Origin of the sequence: Megasphaera vaginalis (ex Srinivasan et al. 2021), from assembly GCF_000478965.1 — a bacterium.
Lineage (GTDB): Bacteria > Bacillota > Negativicutes > Veillonellales > Megasphaeraceae > Megasphaera > Megasphaera vaginalis.
In genome coordinates this window covers 39,957-62,906 of sequence record NZ_AWXA01000004.1, presented here as the reverse complement: position 1 = coordinate 62,906, position 22,950 = coordinate 39,957, and the positions used below count along the sequence as shown (strand labels likewise).

Annotated in this window: 20 protein-coding genes; 4 read left to right on the top strand and 16 right to left on the bottom strand. The window is 46.9% G+C overall.

Going from position 1 to position 22,950, the window contains the following annotated elements; all coding sequences use genetic code 11:
* Window position 1 precedes the first annotated feature (1 nt).
* Window positions 2-859 (top strand): NYN domain-containing protein, encoded by an 858-nt coding sequence (locus tag HMPREF1250_RS00570; RefSeq protein WP_023052603.1) that lies wholly within the window; start codon window positions 2-4, stop codon window positions 857-859.
* A gap of 35 nt (window positions 860-894) precedes the next feature.
* Here HMPREF1250_RS00570 and HMPREF1250_RS00565 read toward each other — a convergent pair whose 3' ends face one another.
* The 12 genes from HMPREF1250_RS00565 to HMPREF1250_RS00515 form a co-directional block, all read right to left on the bottom strand.
* Entirely contained in the window at window positions 895-1,689 is a 795-nt protein-coding gene (locus HMPREF1250_RS00565; RefSeq protein ID WP_023052622.1) for a CpXC domain-containing protein, read from the bottom strand.
* Window positions 1,689-2,408: a macro domain-containing protein gene (locus HMPREF1250_RS10795; protein WP_023052646.1), complete on the bottom strand. Its 720-nt coding sequence runs from the start codon at window positions 2,406-2,408 to the stop codon at window positions 1,689-1,691. The genes HMPREF1250_RS00565 and HMPREF1250_RS10795 overlap by 1 nt, the downstream gene beginning before the upstream one ends.
* Window positions 2,409-2,462: 54 nt before the next feature.
* Complete coding sequence (locus tag HMPREF1250_RS11005; protein ID WP_023052611.1) at window positions 2,463-3,374, bottom strand: metal-sensing transcriptional repressor; 912 nt, start codon at window positions 3,372-3,374, stop codon at window positions 2,463-2,465.
* Between the two features lie 394 nt (window positions 3,375-3,768).
* Window positions 3,769-4,911, bottom strand: coding sequence for an acyl-CoA dehydrogenase family protein (locus HMPREF1250_RS00550; RefSeq protein WP_023052615.1), 1,143 nt, complete (start codon window positions 4,909-4,911; stop codon window positions 3,769-3,771).
* 84 nt (window positions 4,912-4,995) lie between these two features.
* The gene (locus HMPREF1250_RS11475; protein ID WP_155914472.1) at window positions 4,996-5,148 is read right to left on the bottom strand and encodes a hypothetical protein; all 153 of its coding nucleotides are present in this window, start codon (window positions 5,146-5,148) and stop codon (window positions 4,996-4,998) included.
* Between the two features lie 176 nt (window positions 5,149-5,324).
* Window positions 5,325-5,759 (bottom strand): MarR family winged helix-turn-helix transcriptional regulator, encoded by a 435-nt coding sequence (locus HMPREF1250_RS00545; protein ID WP_023052645.1) that lies wholly within the window; start codon window positions 5,757-5,759, stop codon window positions 5,325-5,327.
* A gap of 113 nt (window positions 5,760-5,872) precedes the next feature.
* A complete protein-coding gene (locus HMPREF1250_RS00540) occupies window positions 5,873-6,886 on the bottom strand; it encodes a 2-hydroxyacid dehydrogenase (protein WP_023052670.1) in 1,014 nt (337 codons plus the stop codon).
* Window positions 6,887-6,972: 86 nt separating this feature from the next.
* A complete protein-coding gene (locus HMPREF1250_RS00535) occupies window positions 6,973-7,425 on the bottom strand; it encodes a pyridoxamine 5'-phosphate oxidase family protein (RefSeq protein ID WP_023052610.1) in 453 nt (150 codons plus the stop codon).
* Window positions 7,426-7,427: 2 nt separating this feature from the next.
* On the bottom strand, window positions 7,428-7,934 hold the full coding sequence (locus tag HMPREF1250_RS00530) for a pyridoxamine 5'-phosphate oxidase family protein (RefSeq protein WP_023052634.1): 507 nt from the start codon (window positions 7,932-7,934) through the stop codon (window positions 7,428-7,430).
* Between the two features lie 34 nt (window positions 7,935-7,968).
* Window positions 7,969-9,375, bottom strand: a complete 1,407-nt coding sequence (locus HMPREF1250_RS00525) for an FAD-binding oxidoreductase (RefSeq protein WP_036242137.1) — start codon at window positions 9,373-9,375, stop codon at window positions 7,969-7,971.
* Between the two features lie 352 nt (window positions 9,376-9,727).
* Window positions 9,728-11,047, bottom strand: a complete 1,320-nt coding sequence (locus tag HMPREF1250_RS00520) for a serine dehydratase subunit alpha family protein (protein ID WP_023052658.1) — start codon at window positions 11,045-11,047, stop codon at window positions 9,728-9,730.
* A gap of 26 nt (window positions 11,048-11,073) precedes the next feature.
* On the bottom strand, window positions 11,074-11,760 hold the full coding sequence (locus HMPREF1250_RS00515; RefSeq protein ID WP_023052587.1) for a helix-turn-helix transcriptional regulator: 687 nt from the start codon (window positions 11,758-11,760) through the stop codon (window positions 11,074-11,076).
* 305 nt (window positions 11,761-12,065) lie between these two features.
* On the opposite strand from HMPREF1250_RS00515, the gene HMPREF1250_RS00510 reads away from it, so the two are divergent.
* From HMPREF1250_RS00510 to HMPREF1250_RS00500, 3 genes are read left to right on the top strand one after another with little or no spacing between them, the layout of a single operon-like run.
* Window positions 12,066-13,325: a hypothetical protein gene (locus tag HMPREF1250_RS00510; protein ID WP_023052613.1), complete on the top strand. Its 1,260-nt coding sequence runs from the start codon at window positions 12,066-12,068 to the stop codon at window positions 13,323-13,325.
* A gap of 29 nt (window positions 13,326-13,354) precedes the next feature.
* Window positions 13,355-14,551, top strand: a complete 1,197-nt coding sequence (locus HMPREF1250_RS00505; RefSeq protein ID WP_023052630.1) for an amidohydrolase — start codon at window positions 13,355-13,357, stop codon at window positions 14,549-14,551.
* Between the two features lie 30 nt (window positions 14,552-14,581).
* On the top strand, window positions 14,582-15,751 hold the full coding sequence (locus tag HMPREF1250_RS00500) for a M20 metallopeptidase family protein (protein ID WP_023052604.1): 1,170 nt from the start codon (window positions 14,582-14,584) through the stop codon (window positions 15,749-15,751).
* Window positions 15,752-16,713: 962 nt separating this feature from the next.
* Here HMPREF1250_RS00500 and HMPREF1250_RS11470 read toward each other — a convergent pair.
* From HMPREF1250_RS11470 to HMPREF1250_RS00485, 4 genes are all read right to left on the bottom strand, one after another.
* The gene (locus tag HMPREF1250_RS11470; protein WP_155914471.1) at window positions 16,714-16,959 is read right to left on the bottom strand and encodes a hypothetical protein; all 246 of its coding nucleotides are present in this window, start codon (window positions 16,957-16,959) and stop codon (window positions 16,714-16,716) included.
* Between the two features lie 440 nt (window positions 16,960-17,399).
* Entirely contained in the window at window positions 17,400-18,299 is a 900-nt protein-coding gene (locus tag HMPREF1250_RS00495) for a hypothetical protein (RefSeq protein WP_023052619.1), read from the bottom strand.
* A gap of 58 nt (window positions 18,300-18,357) precedes the next feature.
* Window positions 18,358-19,395: a hypothetical protein gene (locus HMPREF1250_RS00490; RefSeq protein WP_023052657.1), complete on the bottom strand. Its 1,038-nt coding sequence runs from the start codon at window positions 19,393-19,395 to the stop codon at window positions 18,358-18,360.
* Complete coding sequence (locus HMPREF1250_RS00485) at window positions 19,355-22,948, bottom strand: hemagglutinin repeat-containing protein (protein WP_023052625.1); 3,594 nt, start codon at window positions 22,946-22,948, stop codon at window positions 19,355-19,357. The genes HMPREF1250_RS00490 and HMPREF1250_RS00485 overlap by 41 nt, the downstream gene beginning before the upstream one ends.
* Window positions 22,949-22,950 lie beyond the last annotated feature (2 nt).

Genomic DNA, 22,950 nt, shown 5'->3' with positions numbered 1-22,950 from the left:
TATGACCCAGGAAAAAGAAATGAAACTGGCCGTCTTAATCGATGCCGAGAATATATCGAACAAATACATCAACATCATCATTTCCGAAGCAAATAATTTGGGAAATGTCGTGTATAAGAGAATTTACGGCAATTGGACAACACCGCAGATGGCTTCATGGAAAAACATCATCCTTGACAACGCCATCCAGCCGATACAGCAATACAGCAATACGATCGGCAAGAATTCATCCGATTCGGCGCTGATTATTGACACCATGGACCTGCTCTATCAGAGCAGTCTCGATGCCTTCTGCATCATTTCATCGGACAGCGATTTCACGCGTCTCGCCTCACGGCTGCGCGAATCACAGAAATATGTCATCGGTATGGGCGAGAGCAAAACGCCTCGATCCTTTATTTCTGCTTGCAATCGTTTTCTCTACCTCGATGTGCTGTGGTCCGAAACCCACGAAGAGGAACATGCGGCCCCGCCGGCCCGACAGGAAACGCACGGCACTACCGCCGTTTTGCCGCCTGTCACGGAAGTGACAACGTCATGTCCCTTAAAAGAAGAAACGACTTCGGGTAAAGATTTTATGACGATCAAACAGGCGCTGATCAAGTTGGCGGAAGAAAATTCCGATGATACGGGCTGGATTTTTTCCGGTACCTTAGGAAATCTGCTGAACAAGCAATTCTCAGACTTTGATGTCCGCAATTTCGGTTACAAAAAATTTGTTCCCTTCATTGAATCATTGAATCTCTTTGAAGTCAGCACGACGACAGATGAAAAAAACAAAACGGTTAAACACAATTATTTCAAATTGAATCCCCATCGGCCGATACAACATCACCGCACACCGCATCGCCGCAAATAAAAACGAACCGGGCCTGTAGTAGGTCCGGTTCGTTTTTATGTTTCCTTCATGATCTCGTTGTTAAAAATTTCTTTTCCCAGCGTTTGGATCCAGAATCCGATAAGCTGTCCGTATGCGCCGTTGCCGTCTTCGGAAACGGACTGCAACAGCTGCGTCATGAATTGCTGCGCCCAGGTGTACCCGTAGCGCTCAAATACGCCCTTCCCGGATAAAGCGGGAACTCTTTCGATGAGCGGCAGAAAAACATCCTGCGTCACGTTGAGAAGCCGCGCCGTAATCGGGTAAACGTAACCGGAACCGGCCTTGCCCTCTTCCATGAACACCAATGCCAAGGAATCGGACCGGCCGGCGCCGTCAGCATAATCGAGATGATACGCTGCTAACGGCAGTTTCTGCCGGTCGGCTTCTTTGATAAGACGGTACGCGCCGTACTTGATCAGTTCATAGAGCCTGTCGTCATAACCGGACTCCATTTCGATGAGCTTCTCGCGCCATTCGCCCCACGTTAAAACGGCCCGGCAACGATAGTCGTCGAAAGATGCTTCACCGGTGAAGGCCTGAACGGCAGCGGCGCTGACTTCCAGTTTCGGTTCCGGAATGTGCCAAATCAACAGTTTTTGGTCCCTGTCACCGTAAAGACACTGCGACTCCACCTGTACGGCAGCGTCACAGTGAGGACAAGTATAAAAAAACAGGCCTTCGTCCGTCAGCACACGGCGGCGCAGCGCGCCGTCGGCGGCATCAATATAATCCCAAGTGGCAAAAGTTCCGTCTGTCCCGCAAGCGGGGCAGCGCAAAGATAACGTTACGGCATGACTCTTCGTTTCCATCAGTTGCTCTCCTCATATACTTGTAAGATCGAATCGGCAAGTACGTTCAGTGTCATAAAATTCCAATCTTCGGCCTCCCTTGAAGCAGCCCGGATAACAGGGTTGATCGCTTTCATGTTCGCGGCAAACCGAGACGGCTCCGGCAGCGGTTCCGCCGTCAACAACAACGCCAAGGCGGCAACCGTTTCCGCCGTCGTCCGGCCGCGATGCCAAGCCTGCAAAAGAAGCAGGGTGAGCTGCCGCACCACGGCAGCGCAGGCAGCCGCGTCAGCACAGACGAAATCAATCTGCTCGGCAAAAGCACCGCCGCGCAAGACGGCAGGCGCCAAAAGAGCCACAGCTTTCTGCAAGGGGAAACGTTTATCTTCCACGCTGATAAGCGAAACCGCCAGGTGCAGGAGTGTATTCTCTCGAGCCAGCCGCAAAGCCGCTTCACAGGCGCTGACCAAAAGGGCCGCTTCATTTTCCGTGCCGCCGCGCCAAAACGGTCCGACGGCATGAATGACATAACGCGCCGGCAGTTTGTATCCATACGTTATTTTGGCCTCTCCCTGCCGGCATCCTTGCAAAGACCGGCAGGCCGCGGTCAGGGAAATGCCGCCTTTGCGATGGACGGCAGCTGCCACCGCGCCGCCGCCGAGTAAGGTCGTACCGGCGGAAATGATGATCCCTGCCGCTTTCGAATCCGTTATATCGCCTTTAAAAACACGCAGCCGCATCGTCCCCTCCTGAAGCGTTCCGCTTTCATTATACCATACACGTTGAACCCAAATTTATTTGACAAAGATCGTAATCGCCTGCTTCAACCGTTCGACGGCTCCCAAATCATTCTGTTTGACCGCTTCGACAAGGCAATGATCGATATGATCCTTCAAAATGACTTTGCTGACGCTGACGACGGCCGAATCGACGGCTGCCAGCTGAATCAACACATCGCTGCAATCTCTGCCGCCCTCAATCATACGCTTGACCGCCTCCAAATGGCCGCTGATACGGGCCAAGCGATTGATGACAATTTTTTCCTGCTGATGATATCGGCCGCAGTGAGCGGACTGCGACCGGTCTCCGTCAGCAGTCGGTACAGGCAATTCCAAACAGCGTCTGGCTTTGACAAAATAGATCGTCCCGTCATCAACGGCAGCCGTTACAACAAACCCTGCGCCGGTCAGCAACGTGCTCATGACATCGATCGCCGGCAAGGCTGCCTCTCCCTCCGCCAGGTGTCCCGGATTCATGGCATTGACCTTTTGCCGCCCCTGATCATGCATAATAATCAAATCGCCGCCGTCTCTGACGGCAGAACCGATCTGTTTAATGAACCGGTGCGTATTCTTGCTCATGTGCGGGTAAAAGTCAAAGCATAAAACCGTATCGTACGTTCCCGGCGGCACATCATATTTTAAAATATCTTTTTCGATAAAAGAAATCCCCTCCAAGGCGCCGTACTTTTCCTTCGCCTTGGTCAACATCGCTTTAGAATAATCGAGAGCGTCAATACGGCCGCCGCCGAGGCGCGCATGCAAATAGGGCAGCAAGACGCCGGTGCCGCAACCGACGTCGAGAACGACGGCCGCCGCCGGTATGTCGGCAAGGTCAAGGAGCCGACCGATCAGCGCCGCGTCTTCTTTCCTGTCACGATCCCAATTAGCCGCGTAATTATCAAAAAACATATGTTCTTTATCCATGCCAAGATTCCTCCTCTTCGTTCCCCTCAAAAGCGGCGCCTCTCAACGGGCCGTTTTCGTCAGCAGCCGCCCGTCAAAGCCGGTTTATCCCGCAAATACACCGCAATCCCGCTTCTCCCGCTATGTACTCTTCTTAGTATACAATCATATGCGACCGTTTCCTATCCCTCCCCCCGCGGTTTAAGGGATAAAAAACGCAGCCGCTTCTCATAAAGCGTGCAGCAAGAAACGTATCCTTGCGTTTTACCGGATAAATGTCTTTCTTGGATGATTCGGGACCGCAAAAAAGGCATGGGCTAAAAGCCCATGCCTTTGACAATATGATCGATTGCCGGCTATACGGCAACGAAGTTGCTTTATAGGAACCCTCACATTTCTGCAGGAGCAAAAGCTCTTAGCGGAAGAGACCGCCGGAAATGACGAGCTTCTGAATTTCATTCGTGCCTTCGTAGATCTGTGTGATCTTGGCGTCGCGCATCATGCGTTCTACGTGATATTCTTTCATATAGCCGTTACCGCCGAGCATCTGCACGCATTCCGTCGTAACCTTCATCGCCACATCGGTGCAAGTCATTTTAGCAATGGCAGCAGCCGTCGTAAACGGTTTTCCCGCTTCTTTCAATTTCGCTGCTTTATAAAGAACCAATTTGGCTTTTTCAATATCAGCATACAATTCAGCCATCTTGAAGGCCAGATACTGCTGCTTGAAGAGCGGTTTGCCGAACTGTTCACGCTGTTTCAGGTAATCTCTGGCAATTTCAAATGCTCCTTCAGCGATACCGAGAGCCTGCGCACCGACACCGATACGGCCGCCGTCCAACGTCTTCATCGCCAACTTAAAGCCTTCGCCCGGTTTGGCAATCATTTGATCGGCAGATACCTTCACGTTGCTCAAGACCATTTCAGATACTTGCGCCGAGCGAATCCCCATTTTGTTTTCGATCTTGCCGACATGGAAGCCGGGCGTGCCTTTTTCGACAACGAAAGCTGCCATGCTCTTTGTTCCTACAGAAGGATCGAGGAGGCAATATACGACAGTGTAATCGGCCAGAGGACCATTGGTATTGAAAATCTTCGTGCCGTTCAATACATAACCGTCACCGTCCGGAGTGGCGATCGTCTGCTGCCCTGCAGCATCGGAACCGGCACTGGCTTCTGTCAGCCCGAAAGAGCCGATAGCTTTACCGCTGGCAATAGGCGAGAGAAAACGTTTTTTCTGTTCGTCTGTGGCATTGGAGTACATGACACTGCCGCCGTAAAGAGACGTATTGACAGAGAACCCGATACCAAAAGACGCATCAATTTTGGAAACTTCTTCTACTGCAAGAATATATGCGAGATATCCCGTATCAGTGCCGCCGAATTCCTGTGGATAGCAGAGACCGTACATCCCCATGTTGCCGAATTCCTTGAACGCTTCAAGGGGGAATTCCGATTTTTCATCGCGTTCAACAACACCGGGAGCCAATCGTTTTTGTGTGAATTCACGAACTTGATTTACGATTTCCTGTTCTTGTGCGCTGAGTTCAAAATCCATTCTGCATCTCTCCTCTGTAGTTGTATATCACTTTCCATGTATTTATTATGAAGGGTTATTCTACCAATAATTTGCAATTACTTACTAAATAAAGTTTACATTAATGTAAACTTTCCCAAAAGCTTTATGAGACTCAATATATATATCAATAACACCATTGTTGTTTATTTGTGGTACAAAAAACCATTTGTCTAAACTTTGTTTTTCTTCATGTACGGCTGAATTAACATATCTCATAAGTTTCACTCCTTCTATCGTTTTTTGTATTTGTATAAGGACATTTCGTATTAAGAAATATCTTGGTTAAATAATATCATGAGTAGTCGACTATGTCAATAGATTTCTCATACAGTATCTCCATTAACTTTCTAGATACACAAAAGGCTTTCCCGCAGGAAAGCCTTTTATATCCCTTATTCCGCCTTAAAAGAAACGGCCGCATTGCCGACACGACTAAGCAACTCAACCAATTTCTCACGATCTTCAACAGAAAAATCTTTTAATACGTCATCATTCAATTCTTCAATACACTGCAATACTGCATCCTTGATCTTTAATCCTTCCGGCGTCACTTCAACGCGAATACTCCTTCTGTTATTCGGATCCAACACCCGATCGATCAGCCCCCGCTTCTGCATTCTGTCCAGAACGCCGGATATGGTTGAGTTTTCCACACGCAGGTTTTGCGCGATTTCTTTAGGAGTTAACGAACCATCACGCCAAAGACAGGCCAACACGCCGTATTGTCCCGGCGTGATACCGAAATGCGACAAATTTTCCGAGAAGGTTAAGAAAACTTCATGCTGCGCCACTGTCAGCAGAAAGTTTATACATTGATTATAGTCCACGACTCTCGTCCTTCCTCTAAGTAAGATAAAATATTCACGTACTTTTATATAGTTTATCATAAATAAAGGAAGATTACCAGAAAAGCCGCTCTTTCCGCATAACCTCGTTTTTCCTATAAACGGACTTTTTTATTTTCCCTTATTCCCAGCGCTCGGCCGTTGACACAGTCCCGCACGCCCTGTCCGTTGCAGAAAGAAATAATATTGGCCGCCGTTCCGTTTCCCTTAGCCGCCCATGACTGCCGCGTCATGCCGCCGATATGAGGCGTAATAATGACATTGTCCATTTGGTACAACGCATGCTGCGGCGGCAGCGGTTCGATGTCAATGACGTCAAGTGCCGCCTTGGCAATTTCCCCCGTCCTGAGGGCTTCCGTCAAGGCCGTCGTATCAACGGTATCCCCGCGGCCGATGTTCAGAAAGAGTGCGCTGTCCTTCATTTTTCGAAAAGCTGCTCTATCGACGAAATGTTTCGTTTCCGCCGTCAACGGCAAGACATCGGCAACGATATCGGCCGCTTTGTACAGCTCATCTGTCGTGACCCAAGTCATACCGGCCGATTCTGCCGCTTCATGGCGGCGTCGATTATGATAAAGAACGGTCATGCCGCACCCTTGCGCCAACTCGGCCAGCCGAAGCCCGATATGTCCCAGTCCCAGGATGCCCATAACGGAACCGCTGACAGTCTGTCCGAAGAGGAACGGCGCCGCCCCGCGGCGCTGCCAGCCGCCGCTCTTGGCATAAGCGCAGTTCTGCGGCAAATTGCGATATGCGGCGAAAACCAACGCCATGCCCAATTCGGCAACAGCTTCCGTACCGATAGACGCCGTATTACAAAAGGGGATCCCCAACGCGGTACAAGCGTCTACGTCAACATTTTCATAGCCGACAAAGGGCTGTATGACAAGGCCCAGCCTTTCTCCTGCCGACAGTATCTCCCTTGTAATCACGCTTTGATAGGCAACGATAAGTATCTGCGCATCGCTGATCTTGCTTTTCAACTCTTCCGCTGTAAAATGCAGTCCCTTTTCCGGCTTTCTGATCTCAAACCTGCCATCCCGTTCCAATGGCGGTAATACGTGTTTATTGATCGGACCGCTTATTAGGACGATCGTTTTATCTGTCATATATCCCCTCTTCTTCCCTGAAATCGGACAACGCCATGCTTTCGCACCGAAAAAAACAGTTCCCCTGCTTCGGTGGACGACGGCCCTTATCTGCGGCTCTTCGCAGTCAGAAAATCAATGGTAATCTTGTAAACGCCCGTTGCCGCTGCAGCCTTCTCGATATAGCGGGCGCCTTCTTCCCGAAAAGCGGGACTGTATTTTGCGACAAACAACTGCAAAGCTTTTCGTTTTTCTTCTCCTTCTATCCGCGTTGCCCGTCCGAAAACGATCACGCTGCTATAGTTCGTACTGAAAGCAGCCGGTAATACCTCCGTTGCTCCGACAACGGTAAATGACACCGTTTCATGAGCTTCCATATTGCGTGACCATAGCCCCCTCGCCGCGGCGCCGTGCAGGTAGATGGCCTTGCCGTCTGTAACGTAACTCATAGGTACGCCGTAAGGATATTCGTCTCCCTGCGTCGACAGAACGCCGTATTCGCCGTCCCGTAAAATAGCCATTCCTTCTTCAGCAGATAATTCTCTATCTTTTCTGCGCATGATTATCGCCCCTTCGCCGCTTTGGCGCGAACCAATTCGATCGCTTCCTTGCCGCTCAGTTTCTCAACAGTCATCGCCAAAATCGTCACTGCCGCCAGCGATTTCTCGACAGACTGCATCACCCGTACCGGGTCAGACGGCAAATACTTCGCGCCGAGCAGCTTAAGCGCCGCAACTTTTGCCGCCTCATCGGTTACCGCATATATTTCTCCAAAGGCAATGGCGCTGCGAAAATAGGTCGTTAATTCTTCCGGAACGATCTGATCCTGATCAATGACACAGAAGGAAACCTTCTGATGGTGAGCAATAGCCTCCAGCTTATGGCCGGATGTAGCCGAATGAAAAAAAATCCGCTTTTCCGCACGGTCATAAACATAGCTGAGCGGTACGGCATAGGTATATCCGTCCTGATCAAGAAGCGCCAGCACACCGGCAGTGCCGCGCTCCATTACGGCAACCGTTTCCGCCTCACTCAACAGTTGCCTCTTCCTTCTCATTTCTCTGAACATGTTGTCGCCCCCTCATCACACCGTACACGCAACGCTATATATCCAAATCAAATATCTTCCCCGGATTCAGAATATAATTGGGATCCAATGCGCGCTTAACCGCTTTCATCATATCCAGTTCATCGGGGTTTGTAAATGCTTTCATCAAGTGTTTGCGTTTAAAGCCGATGCCGTGTTCGCCGGAAAGTCGACCGCCAAGACGATATATGGCGGTATACAGTTCTTGCTGATTCTTTTCAACCTGTTCGTTCCATCGGTCGTAGCTTAATTCTTCATTTTTCAGGATATTTAAATGAATATTGCCGTCACCGGCATGACTGGCAATCCGCGTTATCAGACCGTATTTCCGCGCCAGCTTCAAGATCGTTGCCAGCAGCGCCGGTTCCTGATCGACAGGCACCACAACATCTTCTTTGCAAACGATCCGGCTTTCGGCGCGGACGGCTTCGGCAAAGGCTTTGCGCGCCTTCCAGATACGGGCCGAATCGGCAACGAGAACAGCCGAAGCCCCGTTTTCACTGCAGAGCGCATCAAGGAAAAGAGCCTTGTCATCCAAGTCGTCTTCATCTTTCCCTTCCACTTCGATGATCAGATAATTTCCCTGCGCACTCCCCTGCAGCGGTTCCCCGAGAAAGCGCTCCACCGACTTGATTGTAATATTGTCCATAAATTCCACACATGTCGGCGTTATCCCTGCTTTATCAATTTTGCTGACAATGCCGATAGTAGCATCGACGCTGTCGAAAACCGCCAAGATATCGAGCGTATATTTCGGCTTCGGCAACAGCTTGAGCGTAGCCTTCGTGATAATTCCCAGAGTCCCTTCCGAACCGATGATCAGCTGATCGAGGCAGTAACCGGTCGACTGCTTCTTCAAACGGGCGCCGAGTTCCACGATCTTCCCCAAGGGGGTCACGACTTCAACGGCATATACCTGATGACGCGTCGTGCCGTATTTTACAGCCCGATTGCCGCCGGCGTTCGTTGCAATATTGCCGCCGATCTGGCAAGAGTCGCCACTACAGGGATCGCCGGCATAAAAGAGTCCTTTTTCCTCAGCAGCGCGCTGCAAATCGGCTGTACGCACGCCGGGCTGAACAACGGCATACAACGCGTCCTCATTGATCTCTTCAATGGCATTCATCTTCTCCAGGGACAAAACGATGCCGCCGCAACTGGGAACGGCGCCGCACGCCAGCCCCGTACCTGCGCCGCGCGGCACGATAGGGAAATGATGCTCATTGGCTAAGATGACAACTGCCGCCACTTCTTCCGTCGTCTGCGGAAACACCACCGCCTCCGGCAAATGATGGTACGCCGGATCCGTAACCTCATCGTGCCCGTAAGGCTGCATCGCCTCAACGTCGGTCCAGACATTCTTCTCTCCGACAATAGTCCGGAGCTGCGCCGCAATATTTTCAGTTACCTTAGTATAGTTCATTTCCTTCACTCCCATATGCAGAAACCCACTTCTGCTATTTACCCATTTACATGCTATCATTGTATCAATTTCCGCATAAAAGATAAAGCTGCGGGAAACAGACGGCGGCAACGTAAATCCTCTGTTATCGCTCCGATCACCATTCCGTTCCTTTTTCTCCCGTCCTTAAAGCGATCTTTTTCGGCAAAACGATTTTTGCTCGCCAAGAATACACGTTATTTCTTTGAAAATACGTTGACGCACTGACTTTAATCCGTTACGGGCCTTGAAACTACAGGTATGACAAAAGGAGAGGCCTCTTCAGCCTCTCCCAAAATGATGCTATCTCGTATCTATCTTCTGCCATACAGCGCTATTGGCGACGGTCGCCTTGATTCTTGTGCAGCATAATATCCAGCACTTCATCATCTGTCTGCTGCATCCCCTTGGACGCCAGGAGTCCGATATTGCGAATCGATTCCTCCACATCATTGGCAACGAGTCCGTCGTCGCCGCTGACACGCGTCCCGTTCAACGCTAATACCGTCGCCTTATAAGCCGCACTGACAGCCGTTGATACCTTCATAGAGCAGCTGTTGGCAGCGCCGTCACAGATCATTCCCGCAACGTCGCCGGTCATCGAGCAGATAACCTGGCCGATCCGCTCCAGCCCATGTTCCCTGTCGAGCAACCAGGCCATTCCGGCTGCAGCCCCCATGGCGGCTGTAACGGTAGCACAAAAAGCGGAAAGCTTCGGCAAGTACCCGTGAATATAAATCGCCGTCATGCTCGCCAAAATCAGCGCGCGAAGCCGCGTTTCCTCATCGGCATGAAGATAATCGGCGACAACGGTAACCGGTTCCGTCACGGCTATTCCCTGATTCCCTGATCCCGAATTCGTCATGGCCGGATACGCAGCACCGCCCATGCGGGCGTCAGAGGCCGCCACCGTGCGAATCAGGATCTCATTCTGCAAATCTTTCCCCGTCATACCCGACTCCTGAGCATCCTGCAACGTACGTCCTATCTTCAATCCGTACTTGCCGGTCAACCCTTCCTTCGAAAGCGCGTCATTCAGGTCCTCCGCTTCTTTGATAAAACGGATCTCTTCAAGCGGCGCCTGTTCGGCAAAAGCAAGTATTTCCTTTACGGAAAGCGTATGAAGAAAGGCCTTTTTGTCGTCACCTTCGCCGTTATCTTGCGCCGCTGCCGAAAAAATAACTTCGCCGTCTTTTTCAATAGAAAGGATATTCGTATGATCATCGACGATAACGGCTTTAACATAATGCTTTTCACCGTACACGCAAGCTTCGGCATAAAGGACGTGATCCGTTTCCTTATTGACTCCGACGGTAACCGCGCCGTTATCAACCATCATCATGCCCTGCTCCACAACGCTTGCGGACAACTGCCGCAGAACCTGAAGGCCGGCGTCGGCATCGCCGCCGAGAGCCCCGACAGCAGCGGCGATCACGAGCCCGGGACGCCCCGTACCGGGAACCATGACGCCCATGCCGTTCTTCATCAAATTGGCCGAAACACGAGCTTTTACGGAAATAACGTCTTCGCCCAAATAACGGGCCGCCGTTGCCGCCGCAAAGGCTAACGAGATCGGTTCCGTACACCCCGTTGCCGGTACGACATCGCTTTTGATGACAGCAATCATCTTCTGCCACCGTTCATTCGTCATCATTGCACATTCCTCCTCCAGCGTAATCATTATCCATTTTTTACAGTATTGATATATCGGTACACCGTCGGCTCAGAAACGCCAAGCCTCCTTGCCAACGCTCCAATCCCGCCTTTCAATAAAAACAATCCATTGTCATATAAATTTTTTACTACTGCCAGTCGTTCTTTTTGTGAAAACCGTTTCGGATCAACAGCATACTGCATGAGTTCTTTACTAATAATGCTATCAATTGTTTCATCTGCAGTCTGAGACAGATTTTCCGATATTACGGTTAAAAGATTGTTCTCACTTGCCGAATGAATGACCATTTTGCTTTGTTTGTCCCTTTTCAACAGAAATGCATTATCCAACGCATCTCTCACTCGCAAATATTCCTGAAGATTATAATTAATACAAAGAACACCAAGTACCTTCCCGGCATCGTCATGAATAAAATAAGACGACGATCGCAAAATCTGTCCATCCTTATTTTTTCCGAAATAATTGGTAATATATTCCGCCCTTTTATCTTTTCCTAATTGCAACAGTTTTAATACGAAATCCGTCGCAGGACATCCTACTTCCCTGCCGCTAACCTGCCCATTGGCAATCGCAATGACGGAGTGCTCCAAATTCCGCATATCATGCAGCACAACTTCGCATTGATCGCCTAACACCTCCCCAAGAAAAGCTACCAATTTTTCGTACATGACTAATGTATTATTGGTGTCCATTTACTATTTCCCTCTTTTCAAATTACAAAAGCCATTTTTTATTATTTTATTATAACGATAATATATTTTCAAGTTAATACTCTGCATTATTTTTCAAAATTATTTTAGATAAAGGCCCAGTTATATGTTTGTTAAATTAATTTAAATCGGTAATATGTTAAATTTTATTGTATTTTTAGATTGTTATTTTATTATTAATATGATAGCATATTATTATGAGGTTGGCTTTACATATATTGTATGTTATTTTTTATCCCCTACCAACCATCTGTTTTTTTAGTTTATTTTTAAGGAGGGATTTAACTATGGAAGGGTTTCAAGCGTTTTTGACCACTACTCCTGTTTTCGCTCTATTTGTTCTCTGTGCCGTCTATGCTATCGGTGAATTTGTAGGCACTTTCACTAAGGCATGGATACCTTCCGTGTTTGTTGTCGCCATTTTATTTTTAATAGGCTATTGGACAGTCTTTCCTAAAAACATCGTTACGCTTGGCGGGTTAGGCGCTCCTTTAGGAGGAATCATCGCTATTCTGTTGTGTGTAACGCATATGGGGACTGCGATCAGCCTTAAAGAACTGGCCGGTCAATGGAAAATTATTTTAGTCTGCCTCGCAGGTCTTGCAGGGATGATCATCCTTTGTCTCGCATTGGCCGTATTTAACCTCGTTGATTTCAACTATATCGTCGCCGGTCTGCCCCCGCTTACGGGAGGTATTGTTGCCGCTACCATGATGCAAACTGCCGCACAAGAGCTGGGCTTAGAAAAAGCAGCCATTTTAGCAATTTGCATGTACGTATGCCAAGGTTTTGCCGGCTATCCTTTAACCGCCGTAATGTTGAAAAAAGAAGGAAAGCGTTTGCTAAAGGGATATAAAAACGGCGAAATCACCGCAGCAACCACGATTGGCAATATCGACGAAACGAATGGTAAGTTTTCCGTCACTGAAGAAATGACTCACAAAAAGCTTTTCCCCTCTATTCCGGACAAATACTATTCCGTCACCTATTCTTTAGCTACCATGTGCCTGATCGCTACACTCTCCATCGTAGTGAGTGCCTGGACAAGGACATTTATGGGAGCCTATGCCATTAACGCGGCTGTATTAGCGTTAGTATTCGGCATTTTGGCAACGGAATTAGGATTTTTGCGTCCCAATATTTTAATGAAAAACGGATGTTTTAATTTCCTTATGTTCGCTTTAATGATTTTTATATTCTCAGGATTAAGCGGAGCTACGCCTGAACTTTTATCCGAAATTTTAGGACCAATGGTCACCATCATTGTCGTCGGCGTAATTGGCATGATCATACTTTCCGTTCTTGCAAGCAGGTTTTTAAAGATCAGCCCATATATCGCCGTAGCAACAAGTTTAACGGCGTTATATGGCTTCCCGCCAAACTATGTATTAACAGATGAATGCACTACTGCACTGGCTGAAACGCCTGAAGAAAAAGCATTCTTGATGGACAAAATGTTACCTCAGATGATTGTCGGCGGGTTCGTAACGGTTACAATCACGTCCGTAATCATTGCCTCCATTTTTATTCCCTTGTTGCAAAAATAAATACGTACGCTTGAAAGGAGTGCTTCTCGATGAATTTCAAAGATCTATCCGAACAGTTGGAACAATACATTATCGAAAGGCGCCGATATTTCCATGCTCACCCCGAACTTTCTTTCGAAGAAGTAAATACGACAAAAGAAATTGCTAAAGAGTTGACAGCCATGGGATTGGACGTTCACGTCTATCCAGATTACCCCGGTTGCTGGGCTCTGATTAAGGGCGGTAAAGCAACGCCAAAGAGCAAGACGGTCGCTTTACGTGCCGATATTGATGCGTTGCCGGTAGAAGAACATACAGGACTTCCCTTTGCAAGTGAAAACAAAGGGGTCATGCATGCTTGCGGGCACGATTGCCACATAGCCATGTTACTCGGCGGAGTCAAAATGTTACTGTCGCATAAAGCTGAATTGGCCGGCAATGTGAAAATTATTTTCCAAGCTGCAGAAGAATCCTGCTATGGCGCTCGATACTACATAGAAAACGGATTTCTGGACGACGTGGACGCAATATACGGAACACATATATGGGGAGATTTTGATTCACCGTATATGAATTTCGACAACGGCCCGAGAATGGCCAGTTGCGACAATTTCCAAATTATCGTTGAAGGAAAGTCCGCACATGGTTCCGCGCCTCATCAAGGAACAGATGCAATTGTAACGGCTGCCGACATTATCAGCCAAATACAAACTCTGGTGGCAAGGAAAAACAATCCCATTAATCCCCTGGTTATCACTATCGGAGAGATTACCGGCGGACAACGTTTCAATATTATTGCTAACAAAGTAACCATGAAAGGAACGATCCGCACACATTCAAAAGAAGTGCGCGAAAGCGTTGAAGGCTGGATTCGCAACTTGATCGAAAATATTGCCAAAGCCCATGAAGCAAAGGCGACATTGCTATACGAACCATATCTAATTCCTGTCATTAATGAACACGAAACGTTAAACAGTATTGCAGAAAAAGCGGCCATTAAATTATTCGGAAAAGAAGCCCTAGGCCCTCTCGCCAAAATGATGGGAAGCGAAGATTTCGCCCTTTACATGGAAAAGGTCCCGGGAATATTCGGCTTCGTCGGCGCCAGAAACGCCGCTTTGGGAATTGTTGAAAAGAATCATAACGACCGCTTCACCGTTGATGAAAGCGTGCTCAAACGAGGAGCCGCCATGTACGCCCAATTCGCCTATGACTATTTGGAAGCGATGACATCATCCAACTTATAAAACGGTATCTATTCAGAAGGGAGGCATTCGATGTCCTTAAAAGACACTTTGGGAGATTACTCAGCGTATATTCAAAACATAAGAAGGGAGTTTCATCAATATCCCGAGTTAAGCATGCAAGAAGTGAAAACGACAAAGAGGATCGCGGAAAAACTCGAAGAATTGAAAATTCCCCATGAAATCACGCCTAGCGGTATTGGCGTAATAGGAATCATTAACGGCAACCGTCCAGGACGATCGGTTGCTCTGCGGGCCGACATTGACGCACTCCCGGTAACAGAAAAAACAGGCCTGCCGTTTTGTTCTAAAAACCAAGGAATCATGCATGCTTGCGGACATGATACGCACATCGCAATGCTGTTAGGCGCCGCTAAAATGCTTGCAGATAATCGCGATCAAGTCCAAGGACGCGTTTACCTGATTTTTCAACCGGCAGAAGAAATCGGCAAAGGCGCTACGTATATGATGTCTGTCGGAGACTGGTATGAAAAAATCAGCGCTATTTTTGGAGCACATATTTGGACAGATATTCCGGCAGGAAAATTCAGCGTTAAAGCAGGACCGGCAATGGCGGCAACCGACAGGTTTGTAATCAAAGTACATGGAAAGCAATCCCACGGCTCCCAACCTCATGCAGGAATTGATGCCGTTCTCACTGCAGCCGCTATTGCGGTAAATTTACAATCAATCATTTCCCGTCAAATAAATGCGCTGGATACAGCCGTTCTCACAATAGGAACGATACATGGCGGAGATCGCTGGAATATTGTAGGCGGAGAAGCTTCCCTGGAAGGAACCACTCGATACTTTGATCCCTCTATAGGCGCGTTACTGGAAGAAAGAATGAATAGGATCATCAATTCTACAGCCGAAGCGTATGGCGCCACTGCCGAAATTGAATATCTCCATGTCGTCCCTCCCACTGTCAATGACCCAACCTGCTCAGAAATGGTGGCTCATACGATTTCCGACTTGCTGGGAAACGAAGCGTTATTAAACTACGAAAAGGTTATGGGCAGTGAAGATTTCGCATTTTATCAAAAAGAAAAAGCCGGCGGTTTTTTCTTCATTGGTGCGCGGAACCCTGATATAGGGGCTGTTTATTCCAATCACAGCGATCACTTCACGATAGATGAATCCGTACTTCCGTACGGGGCTTTGATCTACGCTCAACTCGCCATCAATTGGTTAAACGGGTGATTTTTTCCTTATGGCCTATACTGATTCTCTACCTGTATTCAAAAGCTTTCGTACCGGAATAAGGTTAAAGAATCCACAAAGAGGTATGCAACGTAAGTTGCATACCTCTTTGTATGTATCGGTCCCGCAAGATGATCATCGGCAATTTTTCGCAAAGAAACAGGCACCCCGGCTTCCGCCTAAAGGGGTGCCTGTTTATCTTTCCAAAAACAAAAAACCTGAACCGGCACATCGATTCAGGTTTTGATTGAAACTGCAATTATGTCCGGCCTATGCCGGCATCTTTTCTCCAGGCTGATGTCTCCATTACTCTATTTTAACGCACTGTTTCTCGAAATAAACCTTATTTTCACAGTTTTTAGAAAAAATAAGGCCATATGCGTATCACACCCGGCTCCCTTTGCGAGGCGTCTCTACGTGTTGGAGACAGCCTTTTTCTTGAAGCATCTTTGTATAATACTCGATAGTGCCAAGAGGCAGTACCAGTTGCCGCGGCAGTTTCCTGCTAAGTACTGTCAGGTCTTTTTTTGAGATATGCTGGAATCGCTTCTTCCTTATCATTTAATTTTATGATCTGCTCCATCCCGGTTTGATCAGTCCTTAGTCTTGTCTTTCAGTCTTGTCAGTTAAACGAACAAGCTCTGCAAATCGCATGTTCATGCAATGTACAGACTAAGCCATTTTTATGGCATCAGTTTTTCAAAATCAGCCTCATTTGAGCAGTTTTTTTTTAAATAGTATCATTTGAGTATCACGCCCCGGTATTCTTTACGATCCGTCAGCATGTTTTTTGCCATTCAATCAACGGCTTAGTTCTGATAAAGCTATTCCCGATTATTTTCATCGTCGATAGACAAATCCAGATTTGCAAATAACCCACAGCTTTAAGTTTTTTCAAAAATGTCACTAGTCGATTTTCACCTTCCTTCCAAATCTTTCGGGTTAAAAGATCCCCAACTGATTCAGCGCATGATTCGTATCATGATAAAGCTGAACCTGCATTTCTTTTCCAACAACCTTAATAATACCGTCTCATCTTTTTCCTTCGAGAATCCGGCATCCACACCGCTGATGGCCCCACCGGTAATCGTCATGCCAAGAGAAGCCCCTTTACTATTGTAATGTTCTGCTATGGTCTGCGTGTTGGTCGCTGCTCCCAGGTCAATATCATGAGACGCTGCCGGAGTAACGTTCTGTCTCTGTATCATTTCGCCAATGATCTACTTGGCAGATAACAGTTCACATATTCTAAGTAAGCCACTCCCTCAAACTAAGCACCAATAAAGCGAGTAGTAAATATTTAGCCAAATCCTTTGATATCCTCATTTTCTTTTGATACTTTTCATTATTTTTTTCAAATTTTGCTAATATACCTGTGCTATAAATTACTAGCGAATATCCAATGCATGTCAATACAAACAGCCATTCCGTATACTCTATCGCAAAGTAAAAAGAATACACTACTCCCAATAACGAGATTAAAGTTACAAAACATCCTCCAATAAAGGGAATGCTGTATTGATAAAACCATAATAAATTTTCCGAAAATCTTGTCGTCCCTTCATAGCTAATGCATAAATAAAGAATAAAGCTAAACTCCCAGTAATCAGTACCTCTTTGAATTCATGAATAGAAATCATATTATACCTCACTTATTAAAATCCACTTTTTTATTCTCTTTTTCTACATCCCTTTTATCAGAGAAAGTATCTGCACTAGCGGCAAATAATGTAGCAATAGAAGAAGAATTCGCACCAATTTCCTCTCCAAATCTTTGCCCTGCCTTTCCAGCTAATCCAGCGAGCATAGAATTGAACAATATTTCTTCTGGAGATTTTCCTTGTAAATAATCATCAACGGCGCCTCCTACCGTAATACCCGCTGTTCCGGCCATCGGCAGTCCATATTTCCCTCCGATACGGTTCAATGCTTGTTCCAACAGGGCTTTGCTTACATTCTTTGTATATAGAAACGACGTATCATTCGAATAATCTGGCTGATCATTATTATGCTGCTGTTGACTCTGTAACAGTAAATCTGCTAAATCGGACGGGTCTGGCGTATTGTTCGGCGGCATCATTGCTCCTTCTGTCACTCCAGAAGAAATACCAGGATTCTTTATTTGCGCCGTAGTGTATTCACCGATACCGTCTGTGACAATAACTTCTCCCGTTTTCCGATTCACTCTGTCATACCATGCATGGATACCACCAGGCAATACCCAATCATTTAGTTTAACAGTTTCTCCCGTATCATTGGCAGTACCAATAAGGTGTCCAAATTCATCACGTTTTTCGGTAGAAGTAGCGGTGCGGTCGCCTCCTATATTATATTGTTTGTTTAAATACGCCGTATTTCCGTTTGCATCAACACCATAAATCTGATTATACTGATCGATACCTGCAATGGTATAAATGATTCCACATGATTCCACCTTTTTCGAATACTTATTATGGGATGATATGTTTACTGACCATCGATTGAATTTGTCAATTAGCCCATTTAAAGTATATAAAAAGCCATATGCTAATAATTCGTAGATATTCATCGCAACCTACTTATCTAGAGCAAATGTCCCCTTCACGATACGATACACTATTATTCCTTTACACGATGTATTGATGAAATTCTGCCTCAATCAACTTTAGATTCATGGGGGCACAATAACCGGTTAGTGCAGCATTCTGACTAGGAAGCAACTGTTTTACTTCGTCAGGTATATCATAAAATTCATTTTTCACTGCATCATATAAATATGGGTGGTAATACCAATAGTCGGCATGATCAATTAACGAATAAGCTGCCAATGCCGGATCCCATAGGGGAACTTCTCCACTGTTATGAGAAAACTGAACAATAACAATATGACCCATATTTCCAACAACGTTCAAGTCCCCATAGCTAGGAGTTCGGAGTTTGATTCTCGTTTCATCTTTTAACGACACCATTTTTGCCATATCTTTGCTCTTGATAATAACTGTTTCTCCTTCAATTCCCCAGCCACTAACTCTTTCCTTAGAGGATAACCGTAACATCTTTTTATCGCCATTACGTTCAGTTAATGTAAGGAAATCGCCCTGTCTCAACAACAAACTGCCTTCTTTTGTAATCAATGGCGTTTCAAGCCGTTCCAATTGAATTTTTTCTATTTTCAAGTCCGTTTTACTTAGTTTATACAGACACCGCCCCGATAAAATATAATAAGATTTGTCAGTAATATAAATTTTAGGATAAGCACCTTCTGCAATCCGTTGATCACTTAATGTTTCCAAAATAATCTGCCGCTGGCCATTGCCTTGGGTAATCACTTTTAAAATTAATTCGCTGGGAGATTTCGAATTGATGTAAGCAACAAGAATTTTATCATCATCAATTTTACAGTCACACGCCTGATGATTGATTGTTTCCGGAAATACAAGTTTTTTCTTATTCAAAGTGACATGACTATACCCTTCCTGGGGAGCAACAAAAGTACAAGATTCACCTGAATCAATCTCAAGAACAGTGAGAGGTCCCCACTCTACTGCGTCCTTGTCGCTACTGAATAAAAGCCCCCCAATAAAAAAAATTGCAAGTATAAAGATAAAAACCATTACTTTAAATTTAATGTTCCTCTGGGTCGTAAATTTCTGAAACCAAACCACTTGCAAACCCCCATTGCTTCAATTTCCAATTAACTATATAAGGAGATATTTCATCACTTAAATCATTCAACAGCCAATTATCTTTCCCACTAGGCCCATAAAGAGCCAACATCGTCGTTGTCGTGCAGTTATTATAAAGTAACCGATAATCAGATTCTCCTCCATTTCTATAAGAATCACCCGAGTAAATTGCATTGCCGTTGATATCTTTCCCAATAATTATTCCGTTTGGAGGATTATAACTATAGTACCCATTGTTCAAGATTGTTTGATTATAATAATATGCTATGTCATTAGCATTTAAATTCAACCAATATAATATTTGCCCATCCTTTCCTGGATAATAGTGATAATCAAATGTATATGTCCCAGATCCATTAGGAGCAGGATATCTTCCAAAACTTATTCTTTCTCCATCACCCCCATATCTCCCAAAGTTAGTTTGCTCATATGTTCCATCTGCAAATTTCATAACCAATGATGTATGTCCCATAATTCCATGTTCAATTCCAATTGCTACGTCTGTAATTTTCTGTCCAAGATGTCCATCACCAAATAAATTCCATTTTGTCCCGTACTGTGCGGTAGCACTACCTGTTTGGGTATCTTTTCCAATAACTGAATTGACAGTAGCCCCCAGTGCTGCACTAATCCATTGCGCTTTCGCCGGATCGCCTCCGGACCATTCTTTAATCTTATTAATGAGCAGTTCATTCGTAAATCCAGCGGTAAGACCACTGCCAACTCCATTCCCGGCAATCTGAGACGAAATTTCTGCTACGAGGCCATGAGCTAAGGCTTTATCAAAATTACCGTCACGGTCGTAGTAATGGAGTAGTTCATTAGCATTTTCAGAGAATAGCTGCGCCAGTTCCTGCCGTTCTTTGATATCTTTCTTATCAAAAATCTGATCCAGTTTATGAAGAGCGTCGGACGTATTCCGGTTAATCTGTGACAAGTCTGTTTGCGCTTTCGTCGTAACGATTATCCCAGGCGCAATAGCCGACTGAGTAGTAGACGACGCTTCATTCTGCGCACCCGGCGAAATAGACGGCGTAAGGCCGCTCTGATTGAAATGCCGGTTGCGGTCACTTTCTGAGCCATAGTGATGATAGGAAACACCGATATCCTTCACATTATAGGCGGCCTTATTGCCGATATCTTCCATCGTCAGCGTCCCCGTCGTCAGGCTGTTTTTATCTGCCGCCGCAGTACTGTCTAGGAGCGCTCCCGTAAGATGCGTATTATCTACGACATGAATCGAAAAACCGCCTTCACCGGCATAAATCCCTGCCTGCTTCGTTACGCTGGCATAGTCGCTGTCCATACTGCCTTTTCCCCAGAAAGCCGAGCTGCTTGTCGTTCCTGGGACATATGGGGTGGAATCATACTTACGTAAGGAGTCTGGTAGCCATTCCTTCTTACTGCCGGACGACATGGATCTGGATATACCGCCGCCCAGAGAAGCATTATCGCCCCGATACGTTTCCGTATCCTGCAAACTGGTGATGTGCAGATTTCCACCTATGTCTGCTTTTACCGTATTCCCACCGACCTGAGAACCCGTAATATTCGTATCCTTCCCAGACTTAATAGTCAGCGTATCCGACACCATCACCGTCGTCCCGACATGGGTCGTCGTTTCCGTCGTTCCTTTGTCTTTTTCCTTCGAGAATCCGGCATCCACACCACTGATGGCACCGCCGGTAATCGTCATTCCAAGAGAAGCTCCTTTACTATTGTAATGTTCTGCTATGGTCTGCGTGTTAGTCGCTGCTCCCAGATCAATATCATGAGACGCTGCCAGAGAAATATTCTGTCCCTGTATCGTTTCACCAATGGCTTTAATATTTCCCTTCGCGGCGTCTTCACTGCCGGCAGCCAGCGTAATCGTCCCTTCGCTTGCCAGCGTCCCACCGGCATAGGTGACCGTATCCTTCTGATATTCCTGCTTAAATGAGCTGGAGCCGATACCTACATGAATACCGACCGATCCGATCCCGCCCTGCTTCATGGCGTGAATCTGGTCGTTCAGTGTCTTGCCGCCTTCATAGGCTTCCAAAGCCTGCAAGGTCTTATTATCCCGCGTCTGGGCTGTGCGGATGGTACTGCGAATGCCTTCTGCAGCTCCAATGACCGGGCTGTTCAAGCCGATAGTAAGTCCTGACATGGATTCTTCATGGGTCTGCCGTTCATAGGCATTGTTCTGCTTGCCGTCTAGAATAATGTTCTGGGCAGCCATATCTACACCGGTCTTGCCAATAATATCTGTCGTCGTCAAATGCGCCGTATCACCGGCCGCAATCGTTACGCGCCCTTCGGAGGACCCGAGGGTCGTCCCGATCTGTGTCTTGAACTCACCTTCGTAATTATCCTGCATCTTCTGTGTGCCAACCATGAGTCCAAGGCCTGCCCCCAATACACCCGAAGATTTGACCTTCGTGTAGGCCGTAGCCTTATCATACTGCATATCCGACGTCGTCGTCACATTCCGTCCTGCCGCAACGGTTACATCATCCTGCCCGACAACAGTAGCTGCTGTCATATTCACATCCTGTACAGCCCCCATCTGTACCGCCTGTCCCGTAACCGTCGTGCCGAGGACCGTCTGATGGTCGTCATGAGTGCGGACAGTCGTCGTAGAACTCGACAGAAGCCCCGATTCTTTATGCTTCAGTCCATAGTCGTCTACGGCAATTTCACGGCCCGTCGTAAGGTTAATATCCCTGCCGGCTGTCATAGCAACCGTGCCTTTATCACTATTGATATACGCTGCCCGCGCATTGATATCCTGACCAGCCCGAACCGCAACGCCGCCTTTAGCATCAACCGACGTACCGACTTCAGTCTGCCGCTGCGTCCGCAGATAATTGTCCTGATTGAGGGTCATATCCTTACGGGCATTCAGTGTCTGTGACGTTACGTTGACGTCCTTCCCGGCCTGCAAAATTACAACACCCTTTTCACCCAGCGCCTGCAGGGAAGCCCCTGCCAGATTCAAATCACGGCCGGCACTGATGACGGCCACGCCTTGGCTTCCCGTAACGGCAATGCCTGCCGTACGATTGAGGACATCCTGATTGTCCAAATGGTCGACCGTATTTTCAAGCGTAATATCGCCCTTGGCCTGCATCCGAAGCCGGTCGGCAGCCGTAATCAAGCCCGTTTGATGGATATTCTTTTCACTGGCAATCGCAATATCCTGTCCCTGAACATGGCCGGCATTGTCTACCGTGTCAGCTTGGATTCGGATAGTCTTACCGGTAAGGGTGCCACTATTTTTGACGGCGTCCTTTGTATCAACAATCAAGGTATTGGCACTGATGAGGCTGCCATCAGCCAAAAGCTGTTGTCTACTTCCGGCCCGCAGATAGACATGCGGATAAATGACGGTTTCTTTTTGGCCGTCTACGGTAACCGTCTTCGATTCCAGCCATACCATATCACTCGTAAGCGCTGCGGCCTGAGACGCAGATAAAGACACCCCGGGGACCAGGCCTGTAGCTTTGGCATACGTGATGCCTGCGTCCATCAGTGCTTTATACTGCGTCAAAT

Bases quoted from the DNA above. Each gene is read 5' to 3' on its own strand.
- HMPREF1250_RS00570 (WP_023052603.1), top strand. From the start codon at position 2: ATGACCCAGGAAAAAGAAATGAAACTGGCCGTCTTAATCGATGCCGAG.
- HMPREF1250_RS00565 (WP_023052622.1), bottom strand. From the start codon at position 1,689: ATGGAAACGAAGAGTCATGCCGTAACGTTATCTTTGCGCTGCCCCGCT.
- HMPREF1250_RS10795 (WP_023052646.1), bottom strand. From the start codon at position 2,408: ATGCGGCTGCGTGTTTTTAAAGGCGATATAACGGATTCGAAAGCGGCA.
- HMPREF1250_RS11005 (WP_023052611.1), bottom strand. From the start codon at position 3,374: ATGGATAAAGAACATATGTTTTTTGATAATTACGCGGCTAATTGGGAT.
- HMPREF1250_RS00550 (WP_023052615.1), bottom strand. From the start codon at position 4,911: ATGGATTTTGAACTCAGCGCACAAGAACAGGAAATCGTAAATCAAGTT.
- HMPREF1250_RS11475 (WP_155914472.1), bottom strand. From the start codon at position 5,148: ATGAGATATGTTAATTCAGCCGTACATGAAGAAAAACAAAGTTTAGAC.
- HMPREF1250_RS00540 (WP_023052670.1), bottom strand. From the start codon at position 6,886: ATGACAGATAAAACGATCGTCCTAATAAGCGGTCCGATCAATAAACAC.
- HMPREF1250_RS00535 (WP_023052610.1), bottom strand. From the start codon at position 7,425: ATGCGCAGAAAAGATAGAGAATTATCTGCTGAAGAAGGAATGGCTATT.
- HMPREF1250_RS00530 (WP_023052634.1), bottom strand. From the start codon at position 7,934: ATGTTCAGAGAAATGAGAAGGAAGAGGCAACTGTTGAGTGAGGCGGAA.
- HMPREF1250_RS00525 (WP_036242137.1), bottom strand. From the start codon at position 9,375: ATGAACTATACTAAGGTAACTGAAAATATTGCGGCGCAGCTCCGGACT.
- HMPREF1250_RS00520 (WP_023052658.1), bottom strand. From the start codon at position 11,047: ATGATGACGAATGAACGGTGGCAGAAGATGATTGCTGTCATCAAAAGC.
- HMPREF1250_RS00515 (WP_023052587.1), bottom strand. From the start codon at position 11,760: ATGGACACCAATAATACATTAGTCATGTACGAAAAATTGGTAGCTTTT.
- HMPREF1250_RS00510 (WP_023052613.1), top strand. From the start codon at position 12,066: ATGGAAGGGTTTCAAGCGTTTTTGACCACTACTCCTGTTTTCGCTCTA.
- HMPREF1250_RS00505 (WP_023052630.1), top strand. From the start codon at position 13,355: ATGAATTTCAAAGATCTATCCGAACAGTTGGAACAATACATTATCGAA.
- HMPREF1250_RS00500 (WP_023052604.1), top strand. From the start codon at position 14,582: ATGTCCTTAAAAGACACTTTGGGAGATTACTCAGCGTATATTCAAAAC.
- HMPREF1250_RS11470 (WP_155914471.1), bottom strand. From the start codon at position 16,959: ATGATACAGAGACAGAACGTTACTCCGGCAGCGTCTCATGATATTGAC.
- HMPREF1250_RS00495 (WP_023052619.1), bottom strand. From the start codon at position 18,299: ATGAATATCTACGAATTATTAGCATATGGCTTTTTATATACTTTAAAT.